Genomic DNA, 18,779 nt, shown 5'->3' with positions numbered 1-18,779 from the left:
ATTAGCATTAGAACGGATAATTTATTCCAAAATTTAAAACCGAGTGACCAAAATTGTATTCTTTGAACCAACGATCTCCTTCTTCATGCGCCGGATTATAGGTCTTGAAGCCTAAATCGAGCCGAACTACAAAAAAGCTTAAATCGTATCGTAAACCAAATCCTGAACCCAAAGCAATTTCAGCTAAATCGTTTACGTTGTCAAATTTTGCTTTCGTATCAATCACATTATCGAGCACATTCCAGATATTTCCGGCGTCTGCAAAGATAGCTCCTTTAACATCACCAAAAATTTTAAACCTAAATTCTGCACTCAATGCTATCTTCATATTGGCCTCATTAAAATCGTTCATTGCATTGGTACTTCCCGGGCCTAATGAATAAGGTTGCCACGCACGATTATCATTCGAACCTCCTGAATAATAACTTCGTGAAAACGGAATATAATCTGAATTTCCAAAAGGAATTGCGATTCCAAAAAAGCTTCTAAATGCTAATACTTTTTCCTTACCAAAATCCCAGTGTTTAATATAATCGAACTCCGCTTTAATATATTCTGAATATTCCAGATTAAATATTTCATAATTTCCTCTGGTATTTTTAGATAAACCTGCAACATTTGAAATGGCAGATAATAAACTACCTGCAGATTCTATTTTTGTTTTAAATTGATAAAAAGTATTATCAGCAAGATCTTTTTTTGTTGTTGTAGTAAACGTATAACTCGTTGCTAGAATAAAGTCGTTTTCTGTCAATCGAATTCTTCGTTCTTCAATACTTTCAACATCCTTATATTCCGGATTTGCAGGTGTTAGTGCTGTATTTCCGGTTAAAACTTCTCGGGTAAAATCAGTTGTTCCTTGCGAAATAACTAAATTTCCATCACCATCAACATTTGCCGGAACGGTATTATAAGTACTGGCAATATTATTTAATTCATTATAAGAAGAAGTATAAACTCTAAAATAATTATCAGGATTTAAGTTACGAACAAATTGCGCATTCAGTAAATCAAGTTTTACGGTATTACGACGTTTTGGAGACCAATTGTAAGCTATTCCGCCTGTAAAATTTTCTTTATCTAAACCAATATTTCGTTGTTTTGAAAAACCGGCAGCAATACTTGTAGATGGAATCATCCTTTTCGGAATAATTTTTTCAGTGCCAAAAGGCATTAATATTCTAGGGAAATTAAGTTTTGTATCAATTCCATATTCCGAAACATTAAAGAAATTATTGTTAGGATTGGCCATGTCTTTTGATGAACCAATATTCATACGTGCCGAAATTTCTAAGGTTTCAGCCCTGCTAAAGACATTTCTAATGGTTTCAGAAATACTGGCTCCAATTCCAAAATCCTGAATATTAGAGTGTGTAAAATCTAAAGTGGCTCCAAAACTGTATTTTTTTCTGGGCGTTAAATAAACATTCGCAATTAAAGATTGTGCTGTAGAATCTCGCTTATCGACTTCATATTGTATCGAAGGATAATTAAAAATTTTCAGGTTATTTAAATATCGGGATGAAAGCGTTGTACGTGTATCTGAAAAAGTACTTCCTTTTGTAATAAAAATAGCGTCGGTAATGGCGCGCGGTTTATATTTTAAGGTTTTATAACTGTATAAATTAAAGTTGTTATAAGTGGTACTATCGTTAATTTTTGTTTTTGCATTAGTAGGCGAATAATCCGTATAGATATTTACGTCGCTAATTTTATACAATTTAAAAGGCTCAGTTCTGCTTGAATCTCTTTCCTGAATATTATTGTTATTGATAATTAAAGTTACATCAGCTTTGTGTTGTTTGCCAATTGTATCAATATTATAATTGATATAAGTAGGTTGAAAAAAGTAAGCGCCATGATTTCTGAAATAAGTCGTAATACGGGCTTTTTCTTCTTCAAAATCAGAAGTTTTAAATTGATTTCCGGATTTTAAAAGAGAAGGTTCATTGTTTGTTTTGTACAAAGAATCTAATACCGGAGTTAAAATATTCGTTTTAATCGAATCTAATTTATAACCTGGTCCGGTAGTAATGTTGTAATTTACCTGTGCTTTTTTTCTGCCAATACTGTCAATCGTATAATCTGTTTTTACATTAAAAAAACCATTGTTGAAATAATAGAATTTTAAACGTACTAAAGATTTTTGTGTCTTTACGGTATCAATAATTACAGGTGGTTCACCAGTGTTTTTTAAAAATTCATGAATTCCTTTATATAAAAAAGACTGTCCAAGTCGGTCTACTTGTTTTGCAGATAATATTTTAGACTGGCGTTCATATAAGCCCGGATTATTTTTAAACTTTGCCTGATAAGTAGAATCTGGATTTAGATTGGCTAAGTTATACATGTTCAAACGTAATTTGTAGCCTAATAAAGTACCATTTGGTTTTTGGTACATTTGGTTTGATGCGGTTTCGTCATTTGTAGACTTACCATTTACAAGAATATTATTTTTTACAAGAAGGTTTTTTCCATCCGGAACTCTTTTTACGGCATTACAAGCAGAAATAAATATTGCTATTAGAATAAATGCTACTATTTTTGTGGAATTCTTTTTCAAGTGTTTTTAAATATTTAATTCAAAAGTACATTATTTTATGGTTAGTAAAAACCAAATAAAACTTATAACAGGTTTACATCAAAAAAAGCAACGCTTTGCAAATCAATTATTTTTTGCCGAAGGAGTAAAGGTAATTCAAGAACTGTTGCAATCCAATTTTGAATTAGAGCATTTATACACCACGCAAAATGATTTTGAAACCGTTCAATCTTCAAAACGAACGCTTATTAATGAGCAAGACCTTAAAAAAATAAGTGCTTTAACAACTCCAAATACCTGTTTAGCGGTTTTTAAAATTCCATCAGAAAATAAAATAATCAACTCAGGTTTAATTGTAGCGTTAGACGATATTCGTGATCCCGGAAATTTAGGAACGATTTTACGTCTTTGCGACTGGTTTGGCATCAAACAAATTATTTGTTCTAAAGAAACCGTCGATATTTATAATCCAAAAGTAGTGCAAGCCACAATGGGATCAATTACCAGAGTAAATGTAAATTATGTGGATTTGAAAACCTTTATCGCACAAACAGAATTACCGGTTTTTGGAACTTTTATGGACGGAGAAAACATTTATCAGTCAAATCTGCCTCAAAATGGAATCATTATTATGGGTAATGAAGCCAATGGTATTTCTGCAGAAATTGAAAAAATGGTTACAAGCCGACTCACAATTCCAAGGTTTGGAGAGCTACAAAAAACTGAAAGTCTGAACGTAGCTACTGCAACAGCAATTATTCTTAGTGAATTTAAACGAAATAGTTAAGAATTTGTTTTAATGGAAAGTAAAATTTATTAAAATCGCTCTGGATTTCATAGAATCAATATTATCCGTCCATCCACTAGGTCCATTTGCAGGATTATCGCGAATTAATTCATCAGTAATACCAAACATTCCTCTAATAGAAGGAGAGAAAATAAAATATTCTGAGAAAATATCAATTCCAAAACCAAGTTCGTAAGCTGAAGTCCACGGTTTTACTCTAAACTTGCCTTCAAAATTATCATCTTTAGATTTTGAGTTGGCAGATAAATTTAGCGTAGTAGACATTCCACCAACTAAATACGGACGGATGTTTCCGGTTCGTAAAGCGGAGAATTTTAATAATAAAGGAAAATGAATATAGGTACTGCTTACTTCTCTTAAATAAGCATTTTTACCTTGCTCAAATAATTCTGGATAGTATAAATCGCGTTTTGTATAATATAAACCCGGTTCAAAACGTAAATTAATATATTCCTGTAATCTTAAATCAGCAACAACACCAACATTAAAGCCAGTTGTTTTTTTAACCTGAATATCTTGAGGTACAGGAGTTTTGTAATCAAATTTAAAGTCGAAACTATTAAAGCCCAAATAATAGCCAAAATAAAGGCGTTGTTTTTGCCAGTTTTCGAGGTTAATAATAGGATCTTTGCTAAACATGTTTTTAGCAAATTGCGAATATCCGTTTGTCGTTAAGACTAATAAAAGTAAGATTACTGTTTTTTTCATACTATTTTTTAGAAGCAGAATAAATGGTTGCAACTCCAAAAGTTTGAGGCATAGCCACAACATCTATAAACCCAATTTTTCTCAAAATATTGTTTAAAGCTTCTCCGTATGGAAAAACAGCAGCAGATTCAGACAAATATCCATAAGCTGAATTATCTTTAGAAAACAATTTTCCTATTATTGGAAGTATATTTTTGGTGTAAAATTTATAACCTTGCTTGTATGGAGTTTTGTCCGGAACCGAAGTTTCTAAAATTACAAAAACACCATTTGGCTTTAAAACCCTTAAAATTTCAGAAAAACCTTTTTCTAAATTCTCAAAATTTCGAACTCCAAAACCTACTGTTATGGCATCAAAATAATTATCCTCAAAAGGTATATTTTCAGAATCTCCTAAAACTAAATCAATAACATTCGATAGTTTTCTTTCTTCTACTTTCTTTTTTCCAACTTCAAGCATTCCTGCCGAAATATCTAAACCAATAATTTTTTCAGCATTTGTTTTTGCCATTAAGATAGCCAAATCTCCTGTTCCTGTTGCGATGTCAAGAATGATTTTTGGTTTCGTGTCAGAAACTATTTTTAATACTTTTTTACGCCATTTAATGTCAATTCCAAATGAAATTACACGGTTTAAATTATCATAGTTTCCAGAGATAGTATCAAACATTTGGGCAACTTGTTCTTTTTTGCCTAATGTTGAATCTTTATACGGAGTTACTTTTTCGCTCATTACTTTTAATTTACGCAAATATAGTATAATCCAACGTAACTGTAATTGGGTTTTTTAAATTGTAAATCAAATGTTTTAGAAAATATTTTTTTGATCCGGATTTGTTTTTAAGTTATCACGGAAAACAGGTATTTTGAAAAAATCACGGAAAGTGGGTATTGTGACAGTTAGATTTTTTAGTCAATTTTGTCCTGTTAAATATTTTAAATTTTAATGATTGATAGCGGCTTTAGGATTAAATCAAATGATTGCTTTTTTTGCGCTGGTATTTCATTTGTTCTTGAAAGTAGTTTTGAAAGTGTTGTAGTGATATCAACACTATTTTAAAGTGCAAAATACGTTCTTAGGATTAAATTTGTTTTTGGAAATTTTAATTTTCTTTGCCTTTAATACCTTCGTGGTATTTGGTATTAAAGGCCTTTTTTGAGATGTCTCTCAAAAGAATTAATATATAAATTAGTTTCAGTTGTTTTAATAACTGGAGCTTTAGTTTACCAAAACTATTTCTTGAATAAGTCCTAAGCTAAAAATCATTTTTACTAAGAACATCCTCTTTAGAGGATGTTTTTTGTTTTATAATCGAATGTAAGTTTCGTAAGTGTAGTCATAAAGATGTTTTTCATCTTTAAAATTTTCTTCAGTTTCTACAAGCTGCCATTCATTTTTATTAATTTCAGGAAAAAATGTATCGGCCTCAAAGGCATGATGCACTTTGGTAATTTCAATAATATCTGAATACGGTAAAGCTAAATTATAAATTTCGCCTCCACCAATAATATATGAATCTTCATTTTCAGGACATACAGCAATGGCTTTTTCAATACTGTCTACTACAATACAACCTTCAGGATGATAATCGGTTTGACGTGTTATCACAACATGAACCCTGTTAGGTAATGGTTTTGGAAAACTTTCAAAAGTTTTTCTTCCCATAATAATGTGATGATTAGTCGTAAGCGATTTAAATCTTTTAAAGTCATTTGGTAAGTGCCAAACTAATTCATTGTTTTTTCCAAGAGCATTATTTTCGGCAACAGCCGCTATCATTATAATCATGGTAATGGTAACTAAATTTTATTATCGGTATCCTCATTTATCTTCGATTCTAATTGACTGATTCTTTTTTGCTGTAAAGCAACAAGTCTGTCAATTTGTTCTCTTTCCCATTTTTTATTCATGAATCTATCAGTAATATAAACTTTTATAAAGTGTAAAATAAAGATAAAAAGCCATATTGTTATAGCCCAGATACACCAGTTTGGCTCAGTTTCGCTAACGCCAAAGCCAAAAAATTTATTTGCTATAAATAAAAATAAACTACCTATAAGAAAAAGTACAAAGTGAAAATAGAGTATTTTTTTTTGTCTTAATCTTCTTCGGGCATATTCGTATTGCTCGTGCACTTCTTTTTCCATAACATCTAAATAATGAGTTTATAAAGTTAAAATTTATTTTGAAAACCACACTGTTTTAGAATCACAATATTTGTTTCAGAAACAGTTTTGAATTTGAATTGTAAAAATTTTAGTGCATTTAATTATGGATATAGCTAAAATGATATTGCCTTTTTGCTATTATCGCAAATCGATTATTGCAATATTAAAGTGTAAGATTTATTCTGTAATTTTATTGTATAAATCTAAAAATTAAACAGTTATGTCTTTGAGGAAACAATTTATTAAAACGAAACCAGTGGTTAAAGTTACATTTTCTGTAGAAGCTAAAGAAGCAAATTCAGCAGCTGTTGTGGGAGATTTCAATAATTGGAATGCTGAAGAAGGAACCTTGAGCAAACTAAAAAACGGAACTTTTAAAGCTACTTATGACTTAGTTAAAGATGCTATTTATGAATTTAAATATGTAATTGACGGAAGTTATGTGAACGACCCTGAAGCAGATTCATACAAATGGAATGATTTTGCAGGAAGTGAAAATAGTGTTTTGGTAGTATAAAAAATCCGCTTAAATTTTAAGCGGATTTCTATGTTTTATACAGCAACACTTCCTTTTATGCCCGCATGCGGTTCATAATCTAAAAGAGTGAAGTCATTATAATCAAAATCAAAAATGTTTTTAATCGCTGGGTTTAAAATCATTTTTGGTAATGGTTTTGGTTCACGGGTTAATTGAAGTTCTAATTGCTCAAAATGATTGTTATAAATGTGCGCATCTCCAAAAGTGTGAATAAATTCACCATATTCTAAATCGCAAACCTGAGCAATCATCATCGTTAAAAGCGCATAAGAAGCAATATTAAAAGGAACTCCCAAGAATATATCAGCACTTCGTTGGTACAATTGACAAGATAATTTTCCTTTTGTCTCACCTTTTTCAAGATCCGGACTTGTTACATAAAATTGAAAGAAAGCATGACAAGGAGGCAACGCAGCCTTATTATTCGCAACATTTTCTTCAAATGATTTTTTGGTATCCGGTAAAACTGAAGGATTCCATGCTGAAACAAGCATTCTTCTGCTGTTCGGATTTGTTTTTAGTTCCGTAATCAATTCAGAAATCTGATCAATTTCTTCACTATTCCAGTTACGCCATTGATGTCCGTAAACCGGTCCTAAATCCCCGTTAGAATCTGCCCAGGCATCCCAAATCTTAACTCCGTTTTCCTGAAGATATTTGATGTTGGTATCGCCTTTTAAAAACCAAAGCAGTTCGTATATAATAGATTTTAAGTGTAATTTTTTGGTTGTAACCATTGGGAAACCTTCACTTAAATCAAAACGCATCTGGTAACCAAAAACACTTTTTGTTCCGGTTCCTGTTCGGTCTCCTTTTTGATTCCCGTTTTCTAAAACGTGTTTTACTAAATCTAAGTATTGTTTCATTATTGCTTTAAGCTTTAGGCTTTAAGCTTTAGGCTTTTTTCCTAATGCTTTCAGCTTGTTTTTTTATGTTTGCGCTTTAAGCTTATTGCCTAAAGCTTACGGCTTACAGCCTTATAACTATCTTTTCGAGATTTCATCTCTAATTTTAGCTGCTTTTTCATAATCCTCCTGAGAAACCGCCTGATCTAAAAGATCGTTTAGTTCTTCTAAACTATGCTTGGCATAAACATCTCCGGATTGATTTGTTTCTTCTTCATGACCAAAAGTTTCCGGATTCGAAAGCACATCATCAATTTCCTGAGATCCCTGATCTGTTTCGGCAGTATTTGATTTTAAATAGATACCGGCTTTATCCAGGATGTTTTTATAAGTAAAAATCGGAGCATTAAAACGTAAAGCCAATGCAATCGCATCAGAAGTTCTGGCATCGATAATTTCTTCGATTTTATCTCTTTCGCAAATTAAACTTGAATAAAAAACACCATCAACAAGTTTATGAATAATGACTTGTTTGACAACAATATCAAATCTTTCTGCAAAGTTTTTGAATAAATCATGCGTTAACGGGCGAGGAGGTTTTATCTCTTTTTCTAAGGCAATAGCAATTGACTGAGCTTCAAAAGCACCAATTACAATTGGCAGTTTTCTTTCGCCATCAACTTCATTCAAAATCAAGGCATAGGCGCCATTTTGAGTTTGGCTGTATGATATTCCTTTTATGGATAATTTTACTAGACTCATATATAAGGGTAAAAAAGGGCAATTAATGCCACATTTTAGTACTTTTTTAAATTAAAAAATAAAGGTGCAATTTTAATCAAAAAATATGGAACAAAAAAGCCACCTAAAGCAAAGATACGATTATCTTATTTTTAGGCAGCTATATTTTTATAGAGATTTTTAAATTAAGAATGTTGTGCTTTAAAAGCTTTTAATTTCTCTGTTAATTTAGGAACAATTTCAAATGCATCTCCAACAATACCATAATCTGCAACCTTAAAGAAAGGAGCTTCAGGATCACTATTGATAACCACTTTTACTTTTGATGAGTTGATACCTGCAATATGCTGAATTGCTCCGGAAATTCCAATTGCAATATATAAATTAGTAGCAACCGGTTTTCCTGTTTGTCCAACGTGCTCGCTGTGAGGTCTCCATCCTAAATCTGAAACTGGTTTAGAACAAGCAGTTGCAGCGCCTAAAACAGCCGCTAAATCTTCAACTAATCCCCAATTTTCAGGACCTTTTAGTCCACGTCCGCCAGAAACTACAACATCAGCATCAGCGATAGAAACTTTTCCGCTTACTTTTTCTACAGATTCTACTTTAACTCCAAAGTCATTATCTCCAATTGATGGATTAAAATCTTCTACAGTTGCAGATCCTGCGCTTTCGAAAATTCCATAAGAGTTTTTAGCCAAACCAAGAACTTTTACATCTGTACTGATTTCAGTAATATTGAAAGCTTTGTTTGAGAAAGCATTTCTTTTTACCTGAAAAGGAGAAGTGCTCAATGGTAATCCAACAACGTTAGAAGCAAAACCTGCATTTAAAGCAACTGCAACTAATGATGAAAGATAAATACTATCTGTAGTTGAAGAAAGTAAAACTACTTTTGTACCTTCTTTTTCAGCAGCTTGTTTGATAACGTCAGCATAAGCCTTAGCTGTAAAACCTGCTAATTTATCGTTTGTAACTTTTAATACTTTATCAACTCCGTATTTAGATAATTCGCTTACGTCGCTAATGTTTACAGTTAAAGCTGTAACTGTTGTTCCTAATGTTTCAGCTACTTTTTTAGCGTATGAAGCTAATTCAAAAGCAACTTTTTTAAATTTTCCTTCTGCAGATTCTGCATATATTAATATTGACATGATAATTTTAGATTTTAGATTTTAGATTTCAGATTTCGAAAATCTGAACTAAAATGATTGTTATTTTAAATTAACGATTTAAGTTGGTTTTAGATTTCGTATTGCAATTCAGCAATCTAAAATCTAAACTCTACAATCTTAAATAACTTTAGCTTCGTTGTGTAATAAATTGATTAACTCATCTAAATTATCAGGAGAAATTAATTTTACTGCTGATTTTGGAGCTGGTTTTTCAAATTTTACCGCTTTTGTGTTTACCGGAGCGTCAACTGGCTCAAGAATAGTTAAAGCTTTAGTTCTCGCAGTCATGATTCCTCTCATGTTCGGGATACGTAAATCTTTTTCTTCAACAAGACCTTTTTGTCCACCAATAATTAAAGGAAGAGTAGTACTTACAGTTTCTTTTCCACCATCAATTTCACGAACTGCTTTTACATTGTTTCCATCAATAGTTACACTTGTACAAGAGTTTAAAAAGTTAGAACCTAAAATTCCTGCAATCATTCCCGGAACCATTCCACCATTATAATCTAAAGACTCTTTTCCTGCAATTACAAGATCATAACCGCCTGTTTTAATTACTTCAGCAAGTTGTTTTGCAACAAAGAAACCATCAGTTGGATTAGCATTTACACGTATTGCTTCATTTGCACCAATTGCCAATGCTTTACGCAAAGTTGGCTCAGTATCAGGACCTCCAACATTTACTACAGTTACAGTAGCACCTTGTTGTTCCTGAAACCAAATGGCACGAGTTAAACCAAACTCATCATTAGGATTAATTACATATTGTACACCATTGGTATCGAATTCTGAATCACCATTGGAGAAGTTGATTTTTGAAGTAGTATCAGGTACATGACTGATGCAAACTAATATTTTCATAAGTATATATTTTATATTTATAATATTCTTTTACAAATTTAGAAATTAAAATCGGAATAATATACTATGCATGCATAATATTTTTTAAAAACTATTACGTTTTCGAAGATTGTGGATTTTTACTGGTATTTTATCGTAAAACAAAAATGAAAATGCAGTCATTTCAACTGATTCTTAGGAAATTTGCAATTTTTGAAAAGCTATAAGAAGGGTAAAGTTGATATTATTTGCGCCAATTTTTAAGTTAGTTTGTTTTAAAACCCGATTTCATTAAATTTTACATTTACACAAATAAAGTAGAATTTGTGTAAAATGATTTTTAAGCCATATATTGTGTATTATATCGATTTCGTAAATAGTACAATAAAGATTAAAAAGTTAAAACCTAAATCCGGAAAGAAGTTCATGTGATTTTAAATTCAATTTATGCTTTTAAGTTATTTAAAATATTTATTTTTGCTCTTCAGAAAATTCAACATACAATATAAATATGAGAACAATACAATTTAGAGAGGCCATTTGTGAAGCGATGAGCGAAGAAATGCGTCACGATGAATCCATATATTTAATGGGCGAAGAAGTTGCAGAATACAACGGAGCATACAAAGCTTCAAAAGGAATGCTTGCTGAGTTTGGCGAAAAAAGAGTAATCGATACTCCAATTGCTGAGCTTGGTTTTACAGGAATTGCAGTAGGTTCAGCAATGAACGGCTGTCGTCCTATTGTAGAGTACATGACATTCAACTTCTGTTTAGTTGGTATTGATCAAATTATAAATAATGCTGCTAAAATGCGCCAAATGACTGGTGGACAATTTAATGTGCCAATCGTTTTCCGTGGGCCAACTGCTTCTGCAGGTCAATTAGGAGCAACTCACTCTCAAGCTTTAGAAAACTGGTTTGCTAATACTCCGGGTCTTAAAGTAGTTGTACCATCAACTCCTTACGATGCAAAAGGACTTTTAAAATCTGCAATTCGCGATAATGATCCTGTAATTTTCATGGAATCTGAGCAAATGTATGGTGACAAAGGTGAAGTACCAGACGGAGAATACACAATTCCACTTGGAGTTGCTGATGTTAAACGTGAAGGAAAAGACGTTACTATTGTTTCTTTCGGAAAAATCATCAAAGAAGCTTTTATTGCTGCTGATGAATTAGCTAAAGAAGGAATTTCATGCGAAATTATCGACTTAAGAACAGTACGTCCTATGGATAAAGATGCTATTCTTAAATCGGTTAAAAAAACAAACCGTTTAGTAATTTTAGAAGAAGCCTGGCCATTTGCCAGTATTTCATCTGAAATCACATATATCGTACAAGAACAAGCTTTTGATTTTCTTGATGCGCCAATTCAACGTATTACAACTGCAGATACGCCTGCACCTTACTCTCCTGTTTTACTAAAAGATTGGTTGCCAAATGCAGCTGATGTAGTAAAAGCAGTTAAGAAAGTATTGTACAAATAGTAAATTAAACGATATATATAAAACTTCATCATTCATATTAATTGATGAAGTTTTTTTTTGCCAGATGATAAAAAAACTAATTTTACTTAGCCTATTTTTTGTATTTGCACTCGCAAATATTGCTACTGCACAAACTAAAGTGAGTGGAATTGTTTTGGACAAATCGAATCAGCCAATTCCGTTTGCAAATGTTGTTTTCAAAGGTTCAAATACCGGAATCGTTTCTAACGAAGACGGGCGTTTTTATCTGGAATCGCCAAATACTTATACCGCTTTATTAGTTACATCGGCAGGATTTTCAGATAAAGAAGTTCCGTTAGAAAAAGCAGTTAATTATGAATTTAAAATTGTTTTAAGTGAAGCCGAAGCACTAAACGAAGTTGTAATTTTTACCGGAAAAACATCTAAGAAAAATAATCCGGCATTGGATATTTTGAGAAAAATTTGGGAAAGAAAGCGTAAAAACGGACTTTACCAATTCAATCAATATCAGATGCAAAAGTACGAGAAAGTCGAGTTCGACATGAACACGATCGACAGTGCTTTTATGAAAAACAAACTCTTTAAAGGAATGGAGTTTGTGTTTGATCATGTTGATACATCAGATGTTACGGGAAAAACATATTTGCCAATTTTTATCAACGAATCAGTATATGATGTTTACGGAGATAATAAATTAAAGAAAGTAAAAGAAAATCTTAACGGAAGCAAAACATCCGGATTTAACGGAAATCAGCAGATTTTGGCTTTTGTAAAAGATCTTTATTCAGATTATAATATTTACGATAATCACCTTAAATTTTTTGATAAAAGTTTTACAAGCCCACTTTCAAGAACCGGAATTGATGTTTATAATTATGTTCTGAAAGACAGTGCTTATATCGACAAAAAATGGTGTTATAATATTGTTTTTTATCCGAGGCGAAAAAACGAATTAACCTTTAAAGGAGATTTCTGGGTAAATGACACCACTTTTGCTATCAAAAAAATTAATATGGGCGTTACCAAAAGTGCCAATATTAACTGGGTAAAAGATATTTATATCGAACAGGAATTTGAAGTAGAAAACGATTCTGTTTTTCTATTAACAAGAGATTATATGATGTCTGATTTTGCTTTGAATAAAAAAGAAAAATCAAAAGGAGTTTACGGAAAACGAACAACCTTATTTAGAAATCATAAATTTAATATCCCAAAACCGGATAAGTTTTATAAAGAAGAAGTCAATTTTATAGACAATGTTGTTTATGAACGGCCGGATGAATTTTGGGAAGAAAATCGTTTTGAGAAATTAAACAAAGACGAACAAGGAATTTATAAAATGCTTGACACGCTACAAACCGTCAAGCGATTTAAACAATTGTATAGTCTCGTCTCGATTTTAGGAAGCGGCTATGTCGAATTTAAAAACTTCGATTACGGACCTATTTTTTCAACATTTGGTTATAATGAAGTCGAAGGATTACGACTAAGGGTAGGAGGAAGGACGTATTTTGGACCAAATGATCCTTGGCGTTTACAAGCATACACGGCTTACGGTTTTGATGATAATAAATTCAAATACGGAGCTTCAGGAAAATGGATGGTTGATAAGAAAAACCGAGTTATTATTTCTGGAGGAAACAGGCGTGACATTGAGCAAATTGGAGCCAGTTTAACCACAACAAACGATATTTTAGGACGAAGTTTTGCTTCATCTGCCTTGTTTACAACGGGAAGTAACGGGAAATTAACCAATATTAATTTGAGCAACGTTTCCGTAGAAATGGAGCCAATTAAAAACTTTGTAGTTTCGGCTGGTATATCTTATAGAACATTAGCATCAGCATCGCCAACGTTTAGTTTAGATTATTATACCACTTTGCCAACTCCAACAAATCCTGCGGGAATTATTGCAAGCGAAGTAAAACAGTTTGAAGCCAATGTTCAGTTCGAATTGATGCCAAAACGTAAAACGATTGGCTTTGGTGTAGAACGTGATCTTGTTGATAGTCCGTTCACCCATTTCTTTGTCAATTTTAGTTATGGACTAAAAGGTGTAATGCAAAGTGATTTTGCTTATGAAAAAATACAATTATATTACAAGCAGCCAATTATTATTGGGCCATTAGGAAGATCAAATATCATTCTGGAAACCGGAAAAACTTTCGGAACAATTCCGTTAGGATTAATGAGTGTAATTCCTGGAAACCAAACTTATTTTACAATCGAAAATACGTTTAGTAACCTGAATTTCTACGAATTCATAACCGATCAATATACCACTTTACAATGGAACCATGATTTTGGAGGAAGATTATTCGCCAGAATTCCATTTATGAGAAAACTGAATTGGAGAGAATTTGTTGGTGTAAAAGGAGTTTACGGAACAATTTCTGATGCTAACAGAGCTATCAATGCTTCTGATCAGGTTTACAATGCTCCAGAGAATGTATATTGGGAATATAACGCCGGAATTGGAAATATCTTCAAAGTTTTCAGAATCGATTTCTCCTGGAGAGGAAGTTATTTAAATACTCCTGATGCTAATAAATTTGCAGTAAAAGGATCGTTCGGATTCTATTTCTAATTATATAAGGTACAAAGGATCAAAGTTACAAAGTCGCAAAGGTTTAAAATCTTTGCGACTTTTTTTGTAGTTTAAAGTTTTGTTTCTCGCAGATTTGGCAGATTAAAGAGATTTTAATTACCATTTGAAAAGAATAAATCTGCTTAATTTGCCAAATCTGCGAGAAACAAAACTTTGCATCTCTGCAACTTTGTGAGAGTTGACTTCATTTTTCTTAATTTTGATTCAGTATCAAAAACTAAAGCAATGCAAGAAGCCATCGACTATTTATCAACCAAAAATCCAATATTTCAGGAAATCATAGAGAAATACGGATTACCACAAATCCCAAAACGTCCTCAGGGTTTTGAAACTTTAGTTTTGTTAATACTCGAGCAACAAGTCTCTGTAGATTCGGCGAAAGCCACATTCTTAAAAATAAAAGCCTATACAACCTGTACTCCTGAATCGATGGTAATTCTGTCCGATGAAGAATACAGAAATCTTGGAGTCAGCCGCCAAAAAACAAAATACATTAAAATCCTGGCAGAAGCCGTTTTAAACAAAGATTTAGATATAGAAAGTTTAGCCGTAAAATCTGCAAAACAAGTTCGGGAAGAACTTATAAAGTTAAAAGGAATCGGAAATTGGACAATTGATATCTACTTAATGTTTTGTTTACAAGAACCGGATTTAATTCCACTTGGAGATATTGCTGTCATAAATACCATCAAAGAATTACTCAATATCCATGATAAACAAGAGATGGAAATTCATGCAGAACAATGGAGTCCGTATCGATCTTATGCTACATATTTGCTCTGGCATTATTATTTGAATAAGCGAAATCGAAAAATCACATATTAATTGCTTGTTTTTGAAAACTTAATGAAGATATTACATTGTTTTTTATTGTAAAAAAGGATTCTTTGGTTACTTTTGCAGTCGCAATTATAGATATAATAAAAAACGAAAATGACCGCAGACAAACTAACGACTTTCGATGTATTAATCGAAATACCAAGAGGAAGCAGAAATAAATATGAGTACGATTTTGAAATCAAAAGAATGCGTTTCGACAGAATGTTATTCTCTTCAATGATGTACCCTGCTGATTACGGATTTATTCCTGAAACTTTAGCTCTTGATGGTGATCCTCTTGATGTATTGGTTTTGGTAAACGAACCAACTTTCCCTGGATGTGTTATGGAAGTAAAACCAATTGGTGTTTTCCACATGGCAGATGATAAAGGACCGGACGAAAAAATTATTTGTGTACCAGTTTCTGATCCAATCTGGAATTCATTAACTGACCTTTCAGATATGAACCCGCACTTAGTAAAAGAAATCGAGCACTTCTTCCAGGTTTATAAAGATCTTGAAAACAAAAAAGTAGATGTAGAAGGATGGGGAGACGTAAACGAAGCTTTCGCAATTATTGCAGAGTGTACAAAGCGTTTTAATGATATTGAGAACAAACCAGAGGGATTATTTAGTATTAAATAATTTTAACCCTATTCTATTATAAAAAAAGCAATACTCCCGTCAGGAGTATTGCTTTTTTGTTTAAATTCGTTTTAGTTAGTTTATTGACTATTAACCAAAACCATTAAAACATTATGAATGCATTTATGATTTACTTGCCAATCGTTATGGCAATTATAGGATTACTTTTCATGGGAATAAAAAGGACTTGGGTTTTAAAACAAGATGCTGGTGATGGCAAAATGAAAGAGATTTCAGATCACATTTACGAAGGCGCCCTTGCCTTCTTAAAAGCAGAATACCGATTGCTGACTTTTTTTGTAATTGGTGCCAGTTTAGCTTTAGCCGGAATTTCTTTTATTGTTCCAACCACACATATTTTAATCGTAGTAGCATTTATTTTTGGAGCATTTTTTTCGGCTTTGGCTGGGAATATGGGAATGAAAATAGCCACTAAAACAAATGTTAGAACAACACAAGCCGCACGTACAAGTTTACCGCAAGCCTTAAAAGTTTCTTTTGGCGGCGGAACCGTAATGGGTTTAGGCGTTGCAGGTTTAGCAGTTTTAGGGTTAACAGGATTCTTTATTGTTTTCTTTCAAATATTCATGAATGGGGTTTGGACTTCATCTGAAGATATGACTAAAGTTTTAGAGACTTTAGCAGGTTTTTCGCTTGGTGCAGAATCAATTGCTTTGTTTGCCAGAGTTGGTGGAGGAATCTACACAAAAGCTGCTGACGTTGGAGCTGATTTAGTAGGTAAAGTAGAAGCAGGAATTCCGGAAGATGATCCTCGTAATCCTGCAACAATTGCAGATAACGTAGGAGATAATGTTGGAGATGTTGCAGGAATGGGAGCCGATTTATTTGGTTCGTATGTAGCAACAGTTTTAGCTGCAATGGTTTTAGGAAACTACGTCATCAAAGATATGGGTGGAAACATTCAGGATATCTTTGGCGGGATTGGTCCAATTTTACTTCCAATGGCAATTGCCGGTTTCGGAATTCTATTTTCAATAATAGGAACTACTTTGGTAAAAATATCAGATGATAATGCCAAAGAAGCTCAAGTACAAAAAGCATTAAATATAGGAAACTGGGTTTCGATTGTTTTAACAGCAATTGCCTGTTTCTTTTTAGTACAATATATGTTGCCGGAAACAATGCAAATGACGTTTTTTGGAGAAGGTTCTAAAGATATTTCGTCAATGCGTGTTTTCTACGCGACTTTAGTTGGTTTAGTTGTTGGTGGAGCTATTTCATCAGTTACAGAATATTATACAGGATTAGGTACAAAACCTGTTATGGCGATTGTACAAAAATCATCAACCGGAGCAGGAACAAACGTAATTGCAGGTTTGGCAACGGGAATGATTTCTACTTTTCCAACCGTATTATTATTTGCAGCAGCAATCTGGATTTCGTATGCTTTGGCAGGATTTTATGGAGTTGCTTTAGCAGCTTCGGCAATGATGGCGACAACTGCAATGCAGTTAGCAATTGATGCTTTTGGACCAATTTCAGACAATGCCGGAGGAATTGCAGAAATGAGCGAATTGCCAAAAGAAGTTCGTACAAGAACCGATATTTTAGATTCAGTAGGAAATACAACCGCAGCAACCGGAAAAGGATTTGCGATTGCATCAGCTGCTTTAACATCTTTAGCTTTATTTGCTGCTTATGTAACTTTTACAGGAATTGACGGAATCAACATCTTTAAAGCGCCAGTTTTAGCCATGTTATTTGTGGGTGGAATGATTCCGGTAGTTTTCTCGGCTTTAGCCATGAATTCTGTTGGAAAAGCCGCAATGGATATGGTTTACGAAGTTCGTCGTCAGTTTAAGGAAATTCCGGGAATTATGGAAGGAACCGGAAAACCGGAATACGGTAAATGTGTTGAAATTTCAACAAAAGCCGCCTTACGCGAAATGATGTTGCCGGGAATCCTGACAATTGGTTTTCCGATTGCAATTGTACTATTAGGTAAATTAGTTTACGGAGATAACAATCAGTTAATCGCTGAAATGTTGGGAGGATATATGGCTGGAGTTACAGTTTCAGGAGTGCTTTGGGCAGTTTTTCAAAACAATGCCGGAGGAGCTTGGGACAATGCCAAGAAATCTTTTGAAGCCGGAGTTTTAATCAACGGCGAAATGACGTATAAAGGTTCAGATGCACACAAAGCAGCCGTAACCGGAGATACTGTTGGAGATCCGTTTAAAGATACTTCCGGGCCATCAATGAACATCTTAATCAAATTAACCTGTTTAATTGGTTTAGTGATTGCTCCAATTTTAGGAGAAGGTCGTGCTTCTCAAACATATATTCCGCATTGTGGATTGCCTCCTAAAGAGATGAAGTGTTGCATGAAGACTGAAATGAGTACTGATGTTCATTCTAAATGTGGAGACATCTCAAAAATGACCAAAGAAGAATGCGTTAAAATGTGCAAAGAAAAAGGATGTACAGCCGAAGAAACTGCAAAATGTTTAGCTCATTATGACGCGAACGGAAAATACGTAAATCAAAAAACAAGTTGTTTTGATACAAGCAAACATGATGAAAACCGACTTGAAGTTAATTTAGCAACAACTAATGGCGTTACCGTAGGAACTGTAACCAAAACTGAAAACGGAAAAACAACTACAGAAGTTTACGAAGGAACCGAAGCAGAAGTAAAAGCAAAAATTGAAGCTGCGAAATAATTTTAGCTATTCTAGATCTATCCTAACAGGTTTTCAAAACCTGTTAGGTATTGTTTGGATCACAGAATAAAAAAGAATATTTTTCCTAACAGGTTTTGAAAACCTGTTAGGAAATAACAAAAAATGCCTCTAATATATTAGAGGCATTTTTTTATTTCGTGCAAATCTGTGAAATTCGTGTTT

Annotated in this window: 16 protein-coding genes; 7 read left to right on the top strand and 9 right to left on the bottom strand. The window is 33.0% G+C overall.

Going from position 1 to position 18,779, the window contains the following annotated elements:
• Positions 1–7: 7 nt before the first annotated feature.
• Positions 8–2,563, bottom strand: a complete 2,556-nt coding sequence (locus tag GKZ86_RS02895; protein WP_154781605.1) for a BamA/TamA family outer membrane protein — start codon at positions 2,561–2,563, stop codon at positions 8–10.
• Between the two features lie 37 nt (positions 2,564–2,600).
• Here GKZ86_RS02895 and GKZ86_RS02890 point away from each other — a divergent pair, with 37 nt between their 5' ends.
• The gene (locus GKZ86_RS02890; protein WP_154781604.1) at positions 2,601–3,329 is read left to right on the top strand and encodes an RNA methyltransferase; all 729 of its coding nucleotides are present in this window, start codon (positions 2,601–2,603) and stop codon (positions 3,327–3,329) included.
• Positions 3,330–3,338: 9 nt separating this feature from the next.
• Here GKZ86_RS02890 and GKZ86_RS02885 read toward each other — a convergent pair whose 3' ends face one another.
• The 4 genes from GKZ86_RS02885 to GKZ86_RS02870 form a co-directional block, all read right to left on the bottom strand.
• Positions 3,339–4,058, bottom strand: a complete 720-nt coding sequence (locus GKZ86_RS02885) for a porin family protein (protein WP_154781603.1) — start codon at positions 4,056–4,058, stop codon at positions 3,339–3,341.
• 1 nt (position 4,059) lies between these two features.
• Complete coding sequence (gene ubiE, locus GKZ86_RS02880; RefSeq protein ID WP_154781602.1) at positions 4,060–4,791, bottom strand: bifunctional demethylmenaquinone methyltransferase/2-methoxy-6-polyprenyl-1,4-benzoquinol methylase UbiE; 732 nt, start codon at positions 4,789–4,791, stop codon at positions 4,060–4,062.
• Positions 4,792–5,364: 573 nt separating this feature from the next.
• The gene (locus tag GKZ86_RS02875; RefSeq protein WP_154781601.1) at positions 5,365–5,847 is read right to left on the bottom strand and encodes a dihydrofolate reductase; all 483 of its coding nucleotides are present in this window, start codon (positions 5,845–5,847) and stop codon (positions 5,365–5,367) included.
• Positions 5,848–5,858: 11 nt separating this feature from the next.
• Entirely contained in the window at positions 5,859–6,206 is a 348-nt protein-coding gene (locus GKZ86_RS02870; protein WP_154781600.1) for a 2TM domain-containing protein, read from the bottom strand.
• A gap of 241 nt (positions 6,207–6,447) precedes the next feature.
• On the opposite strand from GKZ86_RS02870, the gene GKZ86_RS02865 reads away from it, so the two are divergent.
• Positions 6,448–6,744, top strand: coding sequence for an isoamylase early set domain-containing protein (locus tag GKZ86_RS02865; RefSeq protein ID WP_154781599.1), 297 nt, complete (start codon positions 6,448–6,450; stop codon positions 6,742–6,744).
• 35 nt (positions 6,745–6,779) lie between these two features.
• Here the strand turns inward: GKZ86_RS02865 and GKZ86_RS02860 are convergent, their stop codons facing one another.
• The 4 genes from GKZ86_RS02860 to GKZ86_RS02845 all read right to left on the bottom strand — a co-directional run bounded on the left by GKZ86_RS02860 (position 6,780) and on the right by GKZ86_RS02845 (position 10,390).
• Positions 6,780–7,631: a thymidylate synthase gene (locus tag GKZ86_RS02860; protein WP_154781598.1), complete on the bottom strand. Its 852-nt coding sequence runs from the start codon at positions 7,629–7,631 to the stop codon at positions 6,780–6,782.
• A gap of 117 nt (positions 7,632–7,748) precedes the next feature.
• Positions 7,749–8,372: a bifunctional nuclease family protein gene (locus GKZ86_RS02855; RefSeq protein ID WP_154781597.1), complete on the bottom strand. Its 624-nt coding sequence runs from the start codon at positions 8,370–8,372 to the stop codon at positions 7,749–7,751.
• Positions 8,373–8,536: 164 nt separating this feature from the next.
• On the bottom strand, positions 8,537–9,505 hold the full coding sequence (locus GKZ86_RS02850; protein ID WP_154781596.1) for an electron transfer flavoprotein subunit alpha/FixB family protein: 969 nt from the start codon (positions 9,503–9,505) through the stop codon (positions 8,537–8,539).
• Positions 9,506–9,643: 138 nt separating this feature from the next.
• Positions 9,644–10,390: an electron transfer flavoprotein subunit beta/FixA family protein gene (locus GKZ86_RS02845; protein WP_154781595.1), complete on the bottom strand. Its 747-nt coding sequence runs from the start codon at positions 10,388–10,390 to the stop codon at positions 9,644–9,646.
• A 490-nt stretch (positions 10,391–10,880) separates the two neighbouring features.
• Between GKZ86_RS02845 and GKZ86_RS02840 the strand changes: the two genes are divergently transcribed.
• The 5 genes from GKZ86_RS02840 to GKZ86_RS02820 all read left to right on the top strand — a co-directional run bounded on the left by GKZ86_RS02840 (position 10,881) and on the right by GKZ86_RS02820 (position 18,596).
• Positions 10,881–11,858, top strand: coding sequence for a pyruvate dehydrogenase complex E1 component subunit beta (locus GKZ86_RS02840; RefSeq protein ID WP_056244882.1), 978 nt, complete (start codon positions 10,881–10,883; stop codon positions 11,856–11,858).
• Between the two features lie 64 nt (positions 11,859–11,922).
• Positions 11,923–14,427, top strand: coding sequence for a DUF5686 and carboxypeptidase-like regulatory domain-containing protein (locus GKZ86_RS02835; RefSeq protein ID WP_154781594.1), 2,505 nt, complete (start codon positions 11,923–11,925; stop codon positions 14,425–14,427).
• Positions 14,428–14,673: 246 nt separating this feature from the next.
• Positions 14,674–15,273, top strand: coding sequence for a DNA-3-methyladenine glycosylase (locus tag GKZ86_RS02830; protein WP_154781593.1), 600 nt, complete (start codon positions 14,674–14,676; stop codon positions 15,271–15,273).
• 108 nt (positions 15,274–15,381) lie between these two features.
• Entirely contained in the window at positions 15,382–15,912 is a 531-nt protein-coding gene (locus GKZ86_RS02825; protein ID WP_055097158.1) for an inorganic diphosphatase, read from the top strand.
• Positions 15,913–16,025: 113 nt separating this feature from the next.
• Entirely contained in the window at positions 16,026–18,596 is a 2,571-nt protein-coding gene (locus tag GKZ86_RS02820) for a sodium-translocating pyrophosphatase (protein WP_154781592.1), read from the top strand.
• The last annotated feature ends 183 nt before the right edge of the window (positions 18,597–18,779 follow it).

It is taken from the genome of Flavobacterium sp. LC2016-13, from assembly GCF_009707955.1.
Classification (GTDB): Bacteria; Bacteroidota; Bacteroidia; order Flavobacteriales; family Flavobacteriaceae; genus Flavobacterium.
Note: the sequence above shows the minus strand (reverse complement) of the source record. Positions and strands in the feature narration are given on the sequence as shown.

What these genes read in the sequence shown, in the direction of transcription:
- GKZ86_RS02820 (WP_154781592.1), top strand. Translation starts at nt 16,026, where the DNA reads ATGAATGCATTTATGATTTACTTGCCAATCGTTATGGCAATTATAGGA.
- GKZ86_RS02875 (WP_154781601.1), bottom strand. Translation starts at nt 5,847, where the DNA reads ATGATTATAATGATAGCGGCTGTTGCCGAAAATAATGCTCTTGGAAAA.
- GKZ86_RS02825 (WP_055097158.1), top strand. Translation starts at nt 15,382, where the DNA reads ATGACCGCAGACAAACTAACGACTTTCGATGTATTAATCGAAATACCA.
- GKZ86_RS02870 (WP_154781600.1), bottom strand. Translation starts at nt 6,206, where the DNA reads ATGGAAAAAGAAGTGCACGAGCAATACGAATATGCCCGAAGAAGATTA.
- GKZ86_RS02850 (WP_154781596.1), bottom strand. Translation starts at nt 9,505, where the DNA reads ATGTCAATATTAATATATGCAGAATCTGCAGAAGGAAAATTTAAAAAA.
- GKZ86_RS02830 (WP_154781593.1), top strand. Translation starts at nt 14,674, where the DNA reads ATGCAAGAAGCCATCGACTATTTATCAACCAAAAATCCAATATTTCAG.
- GKZ86_RS02885 (WP_154781603.1), bottom strand. Translation starts at nt 4,058, where the DNA reads ATGAAAAAAACAGTAATCTTACTTTTATTAGTCTTAACGACAAACGGA.
- GKZ86_RS02890 (WP_154781604.1), top strand. Translation starts at nt 2,601, where the DNA reads ATGGTTAGTAAAAACCAAATAAAACTTATAACAGGTTTACATCAAAAA.
- GKZ86_RS02855 (WP_154781597.1), bottom strand. Translation starts at nt 8,372, where the DNA reads ATGAGTCTAGTAAAATTATCCATAAAAGGAATATCATACAGCCAAACT.
- GKZ86_RS02840 (WP_056244882.1), top strand. Translation starts at nt 10,881, where the DNA reads ATGAGAACAATACAATTTAGAGAGGCCATTTGTGAAGCGATGAGCGAA.
- GKZ86_RS02835 (WP_154781594.1), top strand. Translation starts at nt 11,923, where the DNA reads ATGATAAAAAAACTAATTTTACTTAGCCTATTTTTTGTATTTGCACTC.
- ubiE (WP_154781602.1), bottom strand. Translation starts at nt 4,791, where the DNA reads ATGAGCGAAAAAGTAACTCCGTATAAAGATTCAACATTAGGCAAAAAA.
- GKZ86_RS02845 (WP_154781595.1), bottom strand. Translation starts at nt 10,390, where the DNA reads ATGAAAATATTAGTTTGCATCAGTCATGTACCTGATACTACTTCAAAA.
- GKZ86_RS02860 (WP_154781598.1), bottom strand. Translation starts at nt 7,631, where the DNA reads ATGAAACAATACTTAGATTTAGTAAAACACGTTTTAGAAAACGGGAAT.
- GKZ86_RS02865 (WP_154781599.1), top strand. Translation starts at nt 6,448, where the DNA reads ATGTCTTTGAGGAAACAATTTATTAAAACGAAACCAGTGGTTAAAGTT.